Raw genomic sequence first — 15076 nt, 5'->3', positions numbered from 1 at the left:
GGTCAGCCGCCGTACAGCGAGCGGCCCTGGGCGGCTGGGTCGAAGCGCTTGAGCGTCTCGACCATGCTGCCCATGCCGTTGTCGGCTTCGCCGCGCTGGGCATCGTCGATGCGTCGTGCGCCGTTGTAGCGCGTCACCCAGTAGCTGGCGCGCATGTCGTCCACCCGGATCTTGCTGCCGGTGGACGGCGCGTGCACGAACTTGTTGTCGCCAATATAGATGCCGACGTGCGAGAACGTATGACGCATGGTATTGAAGAACACCAGGTCACCCGGACGCAGTTCGTTGACCGCCACAGTGGTGCCAACCTTGCTGATTTCGACAGAGCGACGCGGCAACACGAAGCCGAAGGTGTCGTTGAACACGTAGCGGACAAAGCCGCTGCAGTCCAGGCCGGATTCGGGGCTGTTACCGCCGAAGCGGTAACGCACGCCAATCAGGCCCAGCGCGTTCATGACCAGGTCGCCAGCCTTGCTGGCAACGTTGCTGGTGGAGTTCATCACCGACGACAGCAAGCCACGCTTGCCTTCCGGATGGGCATCCGCGCTCAGTTCCGCGCGGGCATCGATCCGGGCGTCCGGGTCCTTGAACACCGTATCCGCCAGCACTCCATTCGACACAGTCGCACCGCATGCAATGGCAATTCCAATAGCGGCGCGCGCCAGGGAATGAAGTACCGTTCGTTGCATTGGTTCTCCTGATAATCGGATTTATCTGACCGGCATGTCAGACATCATTGCCGGACAAACGCTAGACATCAGGGCGGTATGTACGCAAGACATATGCCAGCGCACGGTGCACGATCCGGATGCGTGATTGACCTTCCCAAAGGTCAGCATGCGACCGACAGACCACCCCCAAAAATAGCCATCGCGGGATGTTAAATGACTGTCATTGTCGTGTCAAAGATGGTTACAAATTCGCCCGAAATCGCAGCCAAATCAATGAGCTAGCGTGAAAAACGTATCTTTTTTCTCGTATTCCGCATAACGGCGATGTGATACATCCCGCTGTCATGTTAGTGCGGCATGCCTGCTGCGCCGCACATCACTCAGAGGGCCCCCAACTGCGCGGCCGCCATCAGCTTGCGCGTATACGGATGCTGCGGTGCACCGAGTACCGTTTCCGTCTCACCGGCCTCCACCACTTCACCGTTTTTCATCACGACCACGCGGTGCGCCATCGCACGGATCACTGCAAGATCATGGCTGATGAACAGATAGCTGAGGTTGTACTTGTGCTGGAGCTGGGAAAGCAGCGCCAGCACCTGCTGCTGGATCGAGACGTCAAGTGCAGAAGTCGGCTCATCGAGCACCAGCACCTGCGGCTTCAGGATCAACACGCGGGCAATCGCAATACGTTGCCGCTGGCCGCCCGAGAACTCGTGCGGATAGCGGCCCAGCGCCGTGCGGTCCATCCCCACCTCGCGCAGGGCCTCGATCACGCGCTCGCGCATCGCCTCGGGCGCTAGCCCCGGCTGATGCAGGGCGAGGCCCTCCCCGACGATCTGCTCGATGGTCATCCGGGGCGACAGCGAGCCGAACGGGTCCTGGAACACCACCTGCATGCGCGACCGCAGCGCACTGCGCTCCTTGTGCGTGCACGCATCGAACGCACGCCCCAGGAAGCGGATGGCCCCGCTGCTCTTGCGCTGGAGCGCCAGCACCGCGTGGGCCAGCGTGGTCTTGCCAGAGCCAGACTCACCGACGATACCGACCGTCTCGCCCTCGCGCAGTTGCAGGTTCACGTCCTTCACGGCCACGAACTGCTCCTTCGAGAACCAGCCGGCAAACCCGGCGCGCTTCTTGGCATAGCTGACGCAGAGCGCATCGGTCTCCAGCAGCACCGGGGCCAGTGGCACCAGCGGCAGCACCTCGCGGCGCGGGCGGCTGTCGATCAGCTTGCGCGTGTACGGATGGCGCGGATTGGCAAACACCTCGGCTGTCTCGCCGGACTCCACCAGCACGCCCTTCTCCATTACCCCCACGCGCTGCGCGAACGCACGCACCAGGTTCAGGTCATGGGTGATCAGCATCACCGCCATGCCGAACTCGGCCTGGAGGTCGCGCAGCAGATCCAGGATCTGGGCGCGGATGGTCACGTCGAGCGCCGTGGTCGGCTCGTCGGCCAGCAGCAACTTGGGCCGGCAGGCCAGGGCCATGGCGATCATCGCGCGCTGGCGCTGGCCGCCCGACAACTGGTGCGGGAAGCTGTTGAACCGGTTGGCGGCGTCGCTGATGCCGGTGCGCTCGAGCAGTGCGATGGCACGGTCGCGCGCGGCGCGGCGGTCCAGGCCTTCGTGCAGCGCCAGCGTCTCCACGATCTGGTTGCCGATGGTGTAAAGCGGGTTCAGGGCCGTCATCGGCTCCTGGAAAATCATGGCGATCTCGGACCCGCGGATGCGCCGCATCTCGCGGTCGGACACGCGCAGCAGGTCCTGGCCCTCGAAGCGGATGGCGCCCTGGTAGTGAGCGTCGCCAACCAGCCGCAGCATGGCCAGCGCGGTCACGGTCTTGCCCGACCCGGATTCACCGACCAGCGCGTAGCGCTCGCCGGCACGCAGGTCGAAGCTGACCTCGCGCACGGCGCGCGTGGCGTGCTCGCCCTCGCCGAAGGTCACGGACAGCCGGTCCACACACATTAGTTGCGTACCGGGCGCCGGCGGGGCCACGGCATCGGGGAACGTTGCAGCGAGGCTCATTGCACGGCCTCCGCGGCAGGACTTCCCGCAGGTGCCTTAGGCTCCACACGGCCACGCAGCTGGGCCAACCCCAGGCGCGTATCGAACGCATCGCGCAGCGCATCGCCCATAAAGGTCAGCAGCAGCAGCGTGATAACGAGCACCGCGAACGTGGACAGCGAAATCCACCAGGCATCGAGGTTGCCCTTGCCTTGCGCCAGCAGCTCGCCCAGGCTCGGCGTCGTCGGCGGCACGCCCAGGCCCAGGAAATCGAGGCTGGTCAGCGCCAGGATGGCCGCGCTCATCCGGAACGGCAGGAAGGTAATCACCGGCGTCAGGCTGTTCGGCAGGATATGGCGCCACATGATCTGGACATTGGACAGGCCCAGCGCGCGTGCTGCCTTCACATAGTCGAGCGAGCGGTTGCGGTAGAACTCGGCCCGCACGTAGTCGGACAGCCCCATCCAGCCGAACAGTGACAGCAGGATGATCAGCAGCGCCAGGCTCGGCTCGAAGATCGACGCGAAGATGATCAGCAGGTACAGCTCTGGCATCGAGCTCCAGATCTCGATCGCACGCTGCGAGAACAGGTCGAAACGCCCGCCGAAGAAGCCCATCAGCGCGCCGGTGAGCGTGCCGACCAGTACGCCGATGATCGTCAGCGCCATGCCGAACAGCACGGACACGCGGAAACCGTAGATCAGCCGCGCCAGCACGTCACGGCCGCGATCGTCGGTGCCAAGCCAGTTCTCGGACGACGGCGGCGCCGGATTCGGCTCCTTGGCGAAGTAGTTCAGCGAATCGTAGGAATACTGATTCACAGGAAAAATCGCGAAATTGCCATGCGTGGTGATCCGGTCCCGGATAAAGGGATCGAGGTAGTCGGTACGGGTCGGGAAGTCGCCGTCGAACGTGGTTTCCGGGTAGACCTTAACGATCGGGAAGTAGTATTCGCCCTTGTAGCGCACCACCAGTGGGCGGTCGCTCGACAGCACCTCGGCGCACAGGCTCAGGACGAAGATCACCACGAACAGGATCAGGCTCCAGTAGCCCAGCCGGTTGCGACGAAAGCGTTGCCACGCGCGCTGGCGCGGCGACGGCGAGTGCGGCAGCCCGTTGGGCACCGCGCCGTGGGAGAGTATGCTCATCGGTGCATGCCCTCAAAGTGAATGCGCGGGTCAACCATCACGTAGCAGACATCCGAAATCAGGCGCGTGACGAGCCCGATCAGCGTGAACAGGTAGAGCGTGCCGAGCACAACCGGGTAGTCGCGGCGCAGCACGGCTTCATAGGACAACAGGCCCAGCCCGTCGAGCGAAAACAGCGTCTCGATCAGCAGCGAACCGGTGAAGAACGCGCCGATGAACGCCGCCGGAAAGCCGGTAACGAGCGGGATCAACGCATTGCGGAACACGTGCTTCCAGAGCACGCGCCGCTCCGCCAGGCCCTTGGCCCGTGCAGTCAGCACGTACTGCTTGCGGATTTCCTCCAGGAACGCGTTCTTGGTCAGCATGGTGATGACGGCGAAGCTGCCCACCACCGACGCCGTGATCGGCAGCACCAGGTGCCAGAGATAGTCCATCACCTTGCCCATCAGCGTGAGCTGGTCCCAGTTGTCAGAGGTCAGCCCGCGCAGCGGAAACCACTGGACGAACGTGCCGCCACCGAACAGCACCAGCAGCAGCACCCCGAGCACGAAGCCCGGTATCGCGTAGCCCACCAGCACGATCATGCTGCTGATGACATCGAAACGACTGCCCGCCCGGATCGCCTTCGAGATCCCGAGCGGGACCGATATCAGATAAGTCAGAAAAAACGTCCAGAGCCCGAGGCTGATCGACACCGGCAGTTTCGACTTCACCAGTTCCCAGACGCTGCGGTGCTGGAAGTAGCTCTGGCCCAGGTCGAACTGGGCGAAGCGCTTCAGCATCATGAAATAGCGCTCGATCGGCGGCTTGTCAAAGCCGTAGAGCGCCTGGATTTCCTTGATCTTGTCCGGGTCCACGCCGCGCCGGCCGCGGTATTCCGCCCCGCCGCCGCTGGCCTCCCCGCCGCCGCCACGGCCCTTGAGTTCGAGCATCATCTGCTCCACCGGGCCGCCCGGCACGAACTGGATCACGACGAAAGTCAGCGTGATGACCCCGATCAGGGTCGGAATCATCAGCAGGATGCGTTTGAGCAGGTAGGCAATCATGCGCGTCCGGGTTCCGTCAATGCCGTCATTGGGTCTTCGGCGTCAGATCGTTCCGCCACCAGTTGGAGAGGATCCAGCCCTCCGCCGTATAGAAGTACGGCAGGCGGGTCGGGTAGGACATCGTCTTGCGATAGGCCACGCGATGCGAGGCACTGTACCAGTTCGGCACGATGTAGTACCCGTGCATCAGCACGCGGTCCAGCGCACGGCCCGCCGTAACGAGTTCGTCTCGGGTGTGCGCGTGCAGCACGTGGTCCACCAGCTTGTCGATGGCCGGCGATTTCACGCCGAACAGGTTGTCCGAGCCAGGCGTGGTCGCGGCCTCGGTCGTGAAGCGGTCGCGCAGCTCGTTGCCGGGGCTTTGCGAGTCCGGGAAGCGGATCGACACCATGTCGAAGTCGAAATCCTCCAGGCGCTTCTGATACAGGGCGAAGTCGGTGGTGCGCTGGTGCACCTCGATGCCGAGTTTCTCCAGATTGCGCACATAGGTGGTGATCACCCGGCTCATCGCCCCGCCGTCATCGAGGAATTCGAACACCAGCGGCTCGCGCTTGGCGTTGCGCAGCGCGCCGTCCTCGTAGGTCCAGCCGGCCTGGGCCAGCAGGCGGCGGGCTTCGCGCAGGTTGTCGCGCAGGGAGCGCGGCGCATTGGTGGTGGGTTGCACCACATCGAGGCCGAACACCTCCGCCGGCAACTGGGCGCGCAGCGGCTCCAGCAGCGCCAGCTCGCCCGGGCCGGGGCGACTGTCGAACGTGGCGCTGGCGGCCAGCTCGCTGTTCGAGAACCAGCTGTCCAGCCGCTTGTACGCGCCATAGAACAACTGGCGGTTCAGCCATTCGAAGTCCAGCGCCAGGATCAGCGCGCGGCGGACGCGCACGTCCTGGAACACCGGTTTGCGCAGGTTCATCACGAAACCCTGCATGCCGGCGCCGTTGCGGTGCGGGAACTCGGTCTTGATCAGCTCGCCGTTGCGAAAGTGCGTGCCGACATAGCTTTTCGCCCAGTTTTTCGACCGATACTCGACGATGGCATCGAATTCGCCGGCCTTGAACGCCTCCAGCTTGGCCGTCTCGTCCTTATAGAGCCGGTAGACCACGCGACCGAAGTTGAACGTGCCGCGCCGCACGGCCAGATCCTTGCCCCAATAGCTCGGATTGCGCTTGAAATTGATACCGCGGCCGGCGTCATAGCGTTCGATGACGTAGGGGCCGCTGGTGATGGGTTCCTCGAAGGTCAGCTTGTCGAACGGCACCTTGGCGGTCCATTTCTTCGAGAACACGGGCAACGAGCCGACGATCAGCGGCAATTCCGTGTTGCGCTGCTTGAAGTCGAAGCGCACGGTGCGCTCGCCGGTCACGACCACGGCCTTCACGTCGGTACACATGCTGCGGTAGCCAGGGCTGGCCGCCTTGCTCATCAGCATGTCGTACGAGTACTTGACGTCCGCGGCCGTGACCGGATCGCCATTGGTGAAGCGCGCCTCGGGCCGGATGTGGAAGGTGACGGACAGCGCGTCGGGCGCCACGGTAACGTCATCGGCCAGCAGGCCATAGGCGCTGGCGGTTTCGTCCGCGCTGCTGATCAGCAGCGACTCGAACATCAGCGCGTTCAAGCCGGGCGCCGCGGTGCCCTTGAGCGTGAACGGATTGAATTTGTCGAAGCTCGTGCGTCGGTCGGGGTTGGCCAGCGTCAGCGTGCCGCCCTGGGGGGCATCGGGGTTGACGTAGTCGAATTGCTTGAAATCGGCCGGATACTTGAGGTCGCCGTGCAGGGCAAATCCGTGCGCGGCATGCGCCAATACGGGAAAACCCGAAGCCAGTACGAACATCCACAGCGCCAATGGCGCCAGCCCCCGCACCTTCTGCAGCAACGCGCCACCACGAAAGCACTGCCCTGCCGCCTGAAGCGGCCAACGTGCGCGAATAGGCATCCCGTTGCAGACCTCCACTCTGACCTGGACATGCCCGGCGTCTTGTGGCCGGGCGAAGTTGTGCGACAATTTTACATGCGTCCGGGTGGCTCCCAGCCATCCGGACATTCCCTCTACGCGGCGCAACAAACTGCGGGGAACTTTACCCGTCGTGCACCGGCCCCGGGGGCCGAGCATGAAACATGCCCGCCCCACCCTCACATATCTTGGAGAACTTATGGGATTTCTGGCAGGTAAGCGGATCCTGATCACCGGCTTGCTGTCCAACCGCTCGATCGCCTATGGCATCGCCTCCGCGTGCAAGCGCGAGGGCGCCGAGCTGGCCTTCACCTATGTCGGCGAACGCTTCAAGGACCGCATCAGCGACTTCGCCAAGGAATTCGGCTCCGACATGATCTATGAGTGCGACGTGGGCAGCGATGAGCAGATTACCGCGACTTTCGCCGCGCTGGGGCAGCGTTGGGAAAAATTCGACGGTTTGGTGCATTCGATCGGCTTCGCGCCGCGCGAAGCCATCGCCGGCAATTTCCTGGACGGGCTGTCGCGCGAAGGCTTCCGCATCGCGCATGACATCTCGGCCTACAGCTTCCCTGCACTGGCCAAGGCCGCGCTGCCGCTGCTGTCCGACAAGGCATCGCTCCTCACGCTGACCTACCTCGGCGCCGAACGCGTGGTTCCGAACTACAACACCATGGGCCTGGCCAAGGCGTCGCTCGAGGCAAGCGTGCGCTACCTCGCCGAAGCCGTGGGCGGGCGCGGGATCCGCGCCAACGGCATTTCGGCCGGCCCGATCAAGACGCTGGCTGCGTCCGGCATCAAGGACTTCGGCAAGCTTCTCAAGCATTTCGAGGAAGCCGCGCCGCTGCGCCGCAACGTGACGATCGAGGAGGTGGGCAACGTAGCCGCCTTCCTGCTGTCCGATCTGTCCAGCGGCGTGACGGGCGAGATCACCTATGTCGACGGTGGTTTCAATGTTGTCGGCGCGGGGGGCGTGGGGGAGTAATCCCGGCACACGGCCTGCGACCATGGAGAGCGCCCCAGCCGGGGCGTTTTTTTTTGCGTTTCTTCGTCGATTGCCTTCCGCCGTCTTTGCTGCACTGCAACAAAGACGGCCTCAGGTGTCCGGTCGGCTATCATGGCGATCCTCCCCGAAGTAGCTCCCCCATGATTTCCGTTCGTAATGTCACGCTGCGTCGCGGCGTCAACGTCGTGCTCGACCGCGCGTCCGTCACCTTCAACCCCGGCGAGAAAATTGGTCTTGTCGGCCGCAACGGCGCCGGCAAGTCGTCCTTCTTTGCCCTGCTCAACGGCACGCTGCACGAAGACAGCGGCGAGTTCTCGATTCCCGCCGCGTGGAAGATGGGCCAGGTCGCGCAGGAGATGCCGGAGACCGAGCAAAGCGCTACCGATTTCGTCGTCGAGGGTGACACCGTGCTGTTGGCCGCACAGGCCGAAGTTGCCGCCGCCGAGGCCAGCGACGACGGCATGCGCATGGCGCACGCCTACATGGCCCTGCACGACGCTGGTGCACACGATGCCCCCGCACGTGCCCAGGCGCTGATCCTGGGCCTTGGTTTCGGTGCCGCGCAGCTCAGCCAGCCGGTCAACAGCTTCTCCGGCGGCTGGCGCATGCGACTGCAACTGGCGCGCGCGCTCATGTGCCCATCCGACCTGCTGCTGCTCGACGAACCGACCAATCACCTTGACCTCGACGCACTGGTCTGGCTGGAAGCCTGGCTCAAGCGCTATCAGGGGACCATGGTCGTGATCAGCCACGACCGGGAGTTCCTCGACGCCGTGACGCAGGTGACGGTGCACGTCGACAATGCCAAGCTGGTGCGTTACGGCGGTAACTACAGCAAGTTCGAAGACATGCGCGCCGAGCAGCTCGTGTTGCAGCAGGCCGCGGTGGCGAGGCAGGCAGACAAGATCGCCCACCTGCAGAAGTTCATCGACCGCTTCAAGGCCAAGGCCTCGAAGGCGAAGCAGGCGCAGAGCCGGGTCAAGGCGCTTGAACGCATGGAGAAGATTGCACCGGTGCTTGCCGATGCGGAGTTCAACTTCGAGTTCAAGGAGCCTCTCAACGTCCCGAACCCGCTGCTGTCGATGCTGGACGCAAGCTTCGGCTACCCGGCGCCGGCCGGCGCGCTGCCAGGCACGCCGCCCACGGTCATCGTAAAGGGCATCAACCGTTCCGTGCTGGCCGGGCAGCGCATCGGCATTCTCGGTGCCAACGGCCAGGGCAAGTCCACGCTGGTGAAGACAGTGGCGCACGCGCTGGCGCCCGTGGCCGGCGAAATCAGCGAAGGCAAGGGCCTGAATATCGGCTACTTCGCGCAGCAGGAACTCGATGTGCTGCGCCCGCTCGACACGCCAATGGAGCACATGATCCGCTTGGCCAAGGACACGCCGCCGCACATGCGCGCCCCCGGCCAGAGTGGCACCGAGCAGTCCCTGCGCACCTTCCTCGGCACCTTCAACTTCAGTGGCGACATGGTCCATCAGGCGGTCCACACGATGAGCGGCGGCGAAAAAGCGCGGCTCGTGTTGTGCATGATCGTGTGGCAGCGCCCCAACCTGCTGCTGCTCGACGAGCCGACCAACCACCTCGACCTGGCCACGCGCGAAGCGCTAGGCATGGCACTCAATGAATTCGAAGGCACGGTGATGCTGGTCAGTCACGACCGGGCCCTGCTGCGCGCTGTCTGCGATGAATTCTGGCTGGTCACCAAGGGCGGCGTCGAGCCCTTCGACGGCGATCTGGACGATTACCAGCAGTTCCTGCGCGACGAAGCCCGTCGCATGCGCGAGCAAGCTGCCGCGGCGCCGACGGTCATCGCCTGAGAAGCCCTTCATCGGACTGCAATCTTTTGCGGGGACCCGTGTTGATGCCCCTCAGATAGAACAATTGCGAATCTCTCCGGGCAACTGATCCGGATCAATCACCAGACAGGCGGCCCATGGAAAAACCTTCCTTTCCAACTCGAAGAGGAAAGGATCATGATGAAAAAGCTGGCCCTGGCGTGCTGCATCGTTGGCGGGCTTAGCGGGTGCGGCGGCGATGGCGGGTCCGACCATCCCCCTGCGCCGCCTGTCCCACCCAATCCACCCGCCCCGGCTGCTCCCCAGCCTTCGGCCGATCTGCTGTCGGTCGCTTGCACCGGCTGTGGCGCCGTCGACGCCAATACGTATGCCGGCACCCACGTGGGGGTCTGGCGGCATGTGAATGCCAGCGCCGCCCCGGTCGATGTGCCGGTCAATATCCGGGGGCTCTCCGGGCACGACGTCACGCTGGTCTTCACCAACCAGGGCGCCGAGCCGCAGGCAATGCCGGCCCTGCCGCTGGTGCCCAAGGCATCCGCGTCGGCGATCGGCAAGAGTTGGCGCCTCGATGGGGAGGAAAGCACCCTCATGCGACGCATCGGCGAATTCAACGCCCACGGCTGGGCCCGGCTGGCGGCCACACGCCCCCTGGCGGCGCGGGAGGCGCGGGAGGCGCGGATCACCCCGCGCCAGGCCACGCTCAACGAGACCCGCACCTGGCATGACGCGCAAGACCAGCCGCACACCGCGGCCCTGGTGCGCCAGTCACAGGCCAGTGATGGCACGGCCGTCAACTTCTGGATCGAGAATACCGAGCACGGCCCTGCCAAGGTCAGTGACGCCACCATCGACGCGCTTGCCGCCAGTTTCCTGGGGCCGGGCAAGGTCTACGACCTGCTGACACACGTGGGCGGGCCGCTCTGGGGCGCGCATGGGTACGCGGATTTGATCCCCGGTACCGGTCAACCGCTCGATATCGTCATTCTCAAGCTGACCAGCGACAATCCATCCGCGCGGCTGATGGGCTATTTCTATGCACGCGACGTGATCCGGCGCAGTGCCGGCTTTCCCCATAGCAACGAAGCGGTGGGCTTCTTCCTGAACTCGGAATTGCTGTACGCTGCGAATGACGCTGCCGTGAGGGTAGTCGCCAGCACCATGGCGCATGAAGGCATGCACTTGCAGAACTTCTACCGCCGGGGCGCCGGCCACGGCCCGAAATACCTGTTCGATACCTGGCTCGACGAAGCCACCGCGATGATGATGGAGGACTTCGCCGGGCATGCCATCGACCCGGCCATGAACGAGATTCGCGATATCCGGTTCCGCGACTACATCGGGATCCGCAACGGCATGTACAACTGCAGCCTGACCACGTGGGAACCGTTCGGGGATACGTGCGAGAGCTACTCGGTGTCGGGCTCGCTGGGCGGGTTTCTCAATCGCCAGCTTGGCGCAGGATTCCTCTCGCGGCTGCTGCGCGACGTGAGCAGCGAGAACTCCCTGGCAGTCCTTGACTCGGCGATTTGGGCGGAGAGCACCGGCACGGGGCTCGGCGAGCAGTTCCGCCGCTTCTCGGCGACAGCCGGATCGCTGATGCGGGCCGCCGACAGCCCCGCTGGCTACGGCTTTCCGGCGCGCATCGACGGTGCGCTCCGACTGCCATTGATCGATCCGCAGAATCTGGCCGGGATCCGCGCGCTAACGCAATCCGTGCCGGCGCAACTGCAGCCGTACGCGAGCATTCCCATCGCCAGGCCAGCGCTGCACGGTATCTATAGCGAACGGGTGAGCGTGCCGCCCGGCACCGCGCTTTCGGTGGTCATCCAATGAGGAGCGTGACAAAGCGCAGCCTTCTGGCCATGGCGGCAGCCGGTTGCCTCGCGGCCTGCGTCGGGTCGACACCGCCCCCGGCGCTGGGCGCGCGCATCTCACTCACGGGCGAGGTGCGGATCATCGGCAATGCGCCCCACCCCATGGCCGTGCTGCAGGTGGACGATCAGACGATATGGGAGTTGACCGGGATCAGCATCGCGCTGGCTCGGCCACTGGTGGGCCGGCGGACAACGGTCAGGGGGACGGTACGACGGGCGCCGGCACCCGGAACCTGGATGCCTGCCCTGGAGGTGGAAAGCACGGCGCCGCCGTGAACCTTCCGCATGAAGACTTGGCCCGCCCTAGAGGATTCGAACCTCTGACCGCTCGCTTAGAAGGCGAGTGCTCTATCCAACTGAGCTAAGGGCGGCCGGGGTGCCACGAGCCTTGCCGTGGTGGCAAGGCCAGCATTCTACTCCACCGCGCGCGCGAAATCAGGTGGATTCGCGCTCGCGCACGCGGGGCCGGCGCGGCATGCCGACCGGCTCGCCGCTGTCGTGCGACGACACGCAGTTGCGGCCCATCTGCTTGGCGTCGTAGAGCGCACGGTCGGCACGGCGCATGACGGCATCGGCGTTTTCGCCAGCCTGCCGCTCGGCCATGCCGATACTGACGGTATAGGCAATCGGGTCCGGTTCCGAGGGGCACGGCGCGCCGCGCACGATCGCGTTCAGCCGCAGGCTCACTGCACGGCCCGCTTCCATCCCGGTATCGGGCAGGACGATGGCAAATTCCTCACCACCCAGTCGCCCCAGCACCGCCCCCGGCGGCGCGGCCTTGCGCAGCAGCCCGGCGAAGTGGCGCAGTACGCTGTCGCCGGCCAGGTGGCCATACAGGTCGTTGATCGCCTTGAAGTGATCGAGGTCGATGAACGCCACGGTGAACGACTGGCGCGTGCGTTCTGCCTGCTTGCAGGCCAGCTCGAGCTCCTCCCAGAACGCGCCGCGCGAGAGCACATCAGTCAGGTCGTCGTGCCGCGCGCGACGCTCCAGCATCCGGCGCAGCCGATCGTGCGCCATCAGCGCGAAGCTGACCGACAACCCCACCACCCCGAACACGAACCAGACCGTGACGCCACCATCGGCATCGACCGGCGTGCGCGGGCGCGTCTGGCCCAGCGCCTCCAGCATCGGCAGCACCTGCATGCCTGCCAGCGCAGCGCAGGCCAGCGCCACGAAACAGAGGCACAGCGCAGCCAGCCGCCCGGTGCCACGCTTCTCCGACACGCACGGCGCCGTGATGCGGATGATCTCGAGCGACAGCAGTATTTGTATACAGGAAGCGGCCAGCGAGAGCGACACCCCGAGCGACGCCGACTCCGGCAGCGAGGCCGGCGCAAGGTGGCTGGCCGCATGAGCCCCCACGGCGACCAGGGCCGGCAGGTTGGCGATGGCCAGCACCCTGCCCCGACCCGGCCTGCCGACGAAATGGCGTGTGCCATAGACCATCATCGACAATCCCACGCTCAGCGCCAGCTCGGGCAAGCCGTGGAGCGGCCATTCGGCGCGCCACGCATGGGCCGCCAGCAGCACCACCGCGAGCGTGACAATCAGGTCCCCCAACGCCCACGAGGTCAGCCCGCTACGCTCCATCCCCGGCGCGCGCCGCAATACGGCACAGACGACCGCCATCTGCAGCGCAAACAGGCCTGCGATCAGCACTACCACCTGCGACTGAAACATCTTCCTTCCCGTTCACCGAGGCATCGCCAGGTGCTCCGCACGGCACCGGGAAACCACCTTCTGTTTGCGGCCTGCGATGGCCGTCCTGTTTTGTTTCCGCAGGTTCCGGGCGCCCTGGGCAGCCGGTGGCGCAAGGGCACCGGTGGGGCGTGGCTCAGGCACTGCCGCGCCGCTCGCGTCGCTCGCGGCGGCTGGCGCACCATTGTTGTGATAATCGGGACCGGGTCCGGATGGGAACAGCATCCCGGCGACATGCGCCGGTCGGACCTTTGCGGTGTGCGGATTATGTCAGCGCCCGGAACCAAGTCAAGCCCAAAGCGCCCCGCTGAAGCGGGGTGTTGGGCGCAGCGCCGATTACGTCACGTTTTGGCACCAGAAATGATCATTGCACGTCGTGATTGACCGCGCGAGCCGTACCGGGCTAGAATCGCCGGCTTCGGAGCGTAGCGCAGCCTGGTAGCGCATCTGATTTGGGATCAGAGGGTCGTAGGTTCGAATCCTATCGCTCCGACCAGTTTTGCAGGCAGTTTTAGGCAGTAGAACAAGTTGTGGAATCAAGGGCTTACGTCTTCGGCGTAGGCCCTTTTTTCATGGCGCCGCGCCAGCGGCTGCGCCATGCTGCAACGCCAGGCGTGCTATAATCCCGCGTCAGTTCCGGGGTATCTGAGCATGCCCTGTAACCGGGTCCGTGCCGCCAGGCACACTGGATTTTTCGGCGCCGCACCCCCAGATTCGGGGTATGTCGCGGCCGGCCAGACCCGGAAACACCTTGCCCGCCTGTCCCGAGACGCACAGGGCCGTGCCACGGCACGGTCCAGCCCGATCCATCATTCGTCGGGTGCTTCACACGCATTCCCTAAAAACTTACGCAGCTCTCGGGGCTGCCGCAAAGGAAAACAGATTGGCTAAGGAAGAACTCATTGAATTTGGCGGCGTGGTGTCGGAAGCCCTGCCCGACAACCGTTATCGCGTCACGCTGGAAAACGGCGTGGAAATCTGGGCATACGCCTCGGGCAAGATGCAGAAGCACCGTATCCGCATTCTGGCCGGTGACCGCGTGACCCTCGAAATGTCGCCCTACGACCTGACCAAGGGCCGCATCAATTTCCGCCACAAATCCTGAGTTCGCGCCGATTGGGCGAGCGCCGCTGTCACGCGGCTGACATCGCCCCCGCCGACACTGACGGGCTGCCTTCGGGCGGCCCGTTTTGTTTCCGGCGATTCGTTTGACGACGCGCATCCCGCGTCTTGCCTCCGGCCACCCGCTTCACCATACTCAAGGCACAACGAATACCTGCCGACATGAATCTGATCCTGTGGCGCCACGCCGAAGCCGAGGACCTGCCTGCCCCCCTCAGCCTCTCGCGCAGCGCCGACCTGCAACGCCCCCTCACGCGGCGCGGCCGCAAACAGGCCGAGGCCTCCGCCGCATGGCTGCGTGCCCATCTGCCCGCCGATCATCGCGTGGTCTGCAGCCCGGCCCTGCGCACGCGCGAGACGGCCGGCGCACTCAGTCGCAAGGTGGAAGTCATGCCGGACCTCGCGCCGGGCGCCGATGTCAGCGCCATCCTCGCCGCGATCGACTGGCCGCAGGGCCACGAGCACACCGTGGTGGTGGGCCACCAGCCATGGATTGGCCGCCTGGCCAGCCTGTTGCTGGCGGGCCACGAAATCAACTGGAGCGTGAAGAAGAGCGGCATCTGGTGGCTGTCTGCGCGCACGCGCGACACCGAGGCCCAGGTTGTCCTGCGCGCCGTCACCGGTCCCGATTTTCTCTAGGACGATGCACGCAGGTCCGCAATGGATCTGCCGCAATTCCGAGGCATGTACCTCAAACTGCAATACCTGTCTTTTTTTCGGATAACGACGATGGCGGTACGAAAGGCCGCTGG

The 15076-nt window shown here is 64.9% G+C and carries 12 protein-coding genes and 2 tRNA genes; 7 read left to right on the top strand and 7 right to left on the bottom strand.

Annotated features, from left to right (window positions below):
- Positions 1-2 precede the first annotated feature (2 nt).
- The 5 genes from SB751_RS09920 to SB751_RS09900 all read right to left on the bottom strand — a co-directional run bounded on the left by SB751_RS09920 (position 3) and on the right by SB751_RS09900 (position 6804).
- A complete protein-coding gene (locus SB751_RS09920) occupies positions 3-689 on the bottom strand; it encodes a C40 family peptidase (protein WP_211943741.1) in 687 nt (228 codons plus the stop codon).
- 362 nt (positions 690-1051) lie between these two features.
- The gene (locus SB751_RS09915) at positions 1052-2641 is read right to left on the bottom strand and encodes an ABC transporter ATP-binding protein (protein WP_410748057.1); all 1590 of its coding nucleotides are present in this window, start codon (positions 2639-2641) and stop codon (positions 1052-1054) included.
- Positions 2642-2697: 56 nt separating this feature from the next.
- Positions 2698-3828 carry an ABC transporter permease gene (locus tag SB751_RS09910; protein WP_149135685.1) on the bottom strand — a complete coding sequence of 377 codons (1131 nt, stop codon included), beginning with the start codon at positions 3826-3828 and terminating at the stop codon, positions 2698-2700.
- Positions 3825-4874, bottom strand: coding sequence for a microcin C ABC transporter permease YejB (locus tag SB751_RS09905; RefSeq protein ID WP_092289763.1), 1050 nt, complete (start codon positions 4872-4874; stop codon positions 3825-3827). The genes SB751_RS09910 and SB751_RS09905 overlap by 4 nt, the downstream gene beginning before the upstream one ends.
- A gap of 25 nt (positions 4875-4899) precedes the next feature.
- Positions 4900-6804 (bottom strand): extracellular solute-binding protein, encoded by a 1905-nt coding sequence (locus SB751_RS09900; protein WP_211943743.1) that lies wholly within the window; start codon positions 6802-6804, stop codon positions 4900-4902.
- Positions 6805-7021: 217 nt separating this feature from the next.
- Here SB751_RS09900 and fabI point away from each other — a divergent pair, with 217 nt between their 5' ends.
- The 4 genes from fabI to SB751_RS09880 all read left to right on the top strand — a co-directional run bounded on the left by fabI (position 7022) and on the right by SB751_RS09880 (position 11777).
- Positions 7022-7807: an enoyl-ACP reductase FabI gene (gene fabI / locus SB751_RS09895; RefSeq protein WP_211943744.1), complete on the top strand. Its 786-nt coding sequence runs from the start codon at positions 7022-7024 to the stop codon at positions 7805-7807.
- 161 nt (positions 7808-7968) lie between these two features.
- Entirely contained in the window at positions 7969-9648 is a 1680-nt protein-coding gene (locus SB751_RS09890; protein ID WP_211943752.1) for an ABC-F family ATP-binding cassette domain-containing protein, read from the top strand.
- 156 nt (positions 9649-9804) lie between these two features.
- Positions 9805-11460, top strand: a complete 1656-nt coding sequence (locus SB751_RS09885; RefSeq protein WP_250024590.1) for a M30 family zinc metallopeptidase — start codon at positions 9805-9807, stop codon at positions 11458-11460.
- 5 nt (positions 11461-11465) lie between these two features.
- On the top strand, positions 11466-11777 hold the full coding sequence (locus SB751_RS09880) for a hypothetical protein (RefSeq protein WP_250024591.1): 312 nt from the start codon (positions 11466-11468) through the stop codon (positions 11775-11777).
- Positions 11778-11795: 18 nt separating this feature from the next.
- Here SB751_RS09880 and SB751_RS09875 read toward each other — a convergent pair.
- Together SB751_RS09875 and SB751_RS09870 are read right to left on the bottom strand one after the other, a co-directional pair.
- Positions 11796-11872 (bottom strand) — tRNA-Arg (locus SB751_RS09875).
- A gap of 64 nt (positions 11873-11936) precedes the next feature.
- Positions 11937-13184, bottom strand: a complete 1248-nt coding sequence (locus tag SB751_RS09870; protein WP_410748002.1) for a GGDEF domain-containing protein — start codon at positions 13182-13184, stop codon at positions 11937-11939.
- 437 nt (positions 13185-13621) lie between these two features.
- Here SB751_RS09870 and SB751_RS09865 point away from each other — a divergent pair.
- From SB751_RS09865 to SB751_RS09855, 3 genes are all read left to right on the top strand, one after another.
- A tRNA-Pro gene (locus SB751_RS09865) sits at positions 13622-13698 on the top strand.
- Positions 13699-14085: 387 nt separating this feature from the next.
- Entirely contained in the window at positions 14086-14307 is a 222-nt protein-coding gene (gene infA, locus SB751_RS09860; protein ID WP_008641674.1) for a translation initiation factor IF-1, read from the top strand.
- Between the two features lie 179 nt (positions 14308-14486).
- Positions 14487-14963, top strand: a complete 477-nt coding sequence (locus tag SB751_RS09855; RefSeq protein ID WP_144201740.1) for a SixA phosphatase family protein — start codon at positions 14487-14489, stop codon at positions 14961-14963.
- The last annotated feature ends 113 nt before the right edge of the window (positions 14964-15076 follow it).

This window comes from Cupriavidus sp. SIMBA_020, assembly GCF_046535395.1.
In the GTDB taxonomy this organism is placed as follows: Bacteria; Pseudomonadota; Gammaproteobacteria; order Burkholderiales; family Burkholderiaceae; genus Cupriavidus; species Cupriavidus campinensis.
This window is presented reverse-complemented; position numbering and strand designations above follow the sequence as displayed.

Coding starts and splice junctions, on each gene's coding strand:
- SB751_RS09900 (WP_211943743.1), bottom strand. CDS start 6,804: ATGCCTATTCGCGCACGTTGGCCGCTTCAGGCGGCAGGGCAGTGCTTT.
- SB751_RS09870 (WP_410748002.1), bottom strand. CDS start 13,184: ATGTTTCAGTCGCAGGTGGTAGTGCTGATCGCAGGCCTGTTTGCGCTG.
- SB751_RS09915 (WP_410748057.1), bottom strand. CDS start 2,641: ATGTGTGTGGACCGGCTGTCCGTGACCTTCGGCGAGGGCGAGCACGCC.
- SB751_RS09890 (WP_211943752.1), top strand. CDS start 7,969: ATGATTTCCGTTCGTAATGTCACGCTGCGTCGCGGCGTCAACGTCGTG.
- SB751_RS09885 (WP_250024590.1), top strand. CDS start 9,805: ATGATGAAAAAGCTGGCCCTGGCGTGCTGCATCGTTGGCGGGCTTAGC.
- SB751_RS09905 (WP_092289763.1), bottom strand. CDS start 4,874: ATGATTGCCTACCTGCTCAAACGCATCCTGCTGATGATTCCGACCCTG.
- SB751_RS09910 (WP_149135685.1), bottom strand. CDS start 3,828: ATGAGCATACTCTCCCACGGCGCGGTGCCCAACGGGCTGCCGCACTCG.
- SB751_RS09855 (WP_144201740.1), top strand. CDS start 14,487: ATGAATCTGATCCTGTGGCGCCACGCCGAAGCCGAGGACCTGCCTGCC.
- fabI (WP_211943744.1), top strand. CDS start 7,022: ATGGGATTTCTGGCAGGTAAGCGGATCCTGATCACCGGCTTGCTGTCC.
- SB751_RS09920 (WP_211943741.1), bottom strand. CDS start 689: ATGCAACGAACGGTACTTCATTCCCTGGCGCGCGCCGCTATTGGAATT.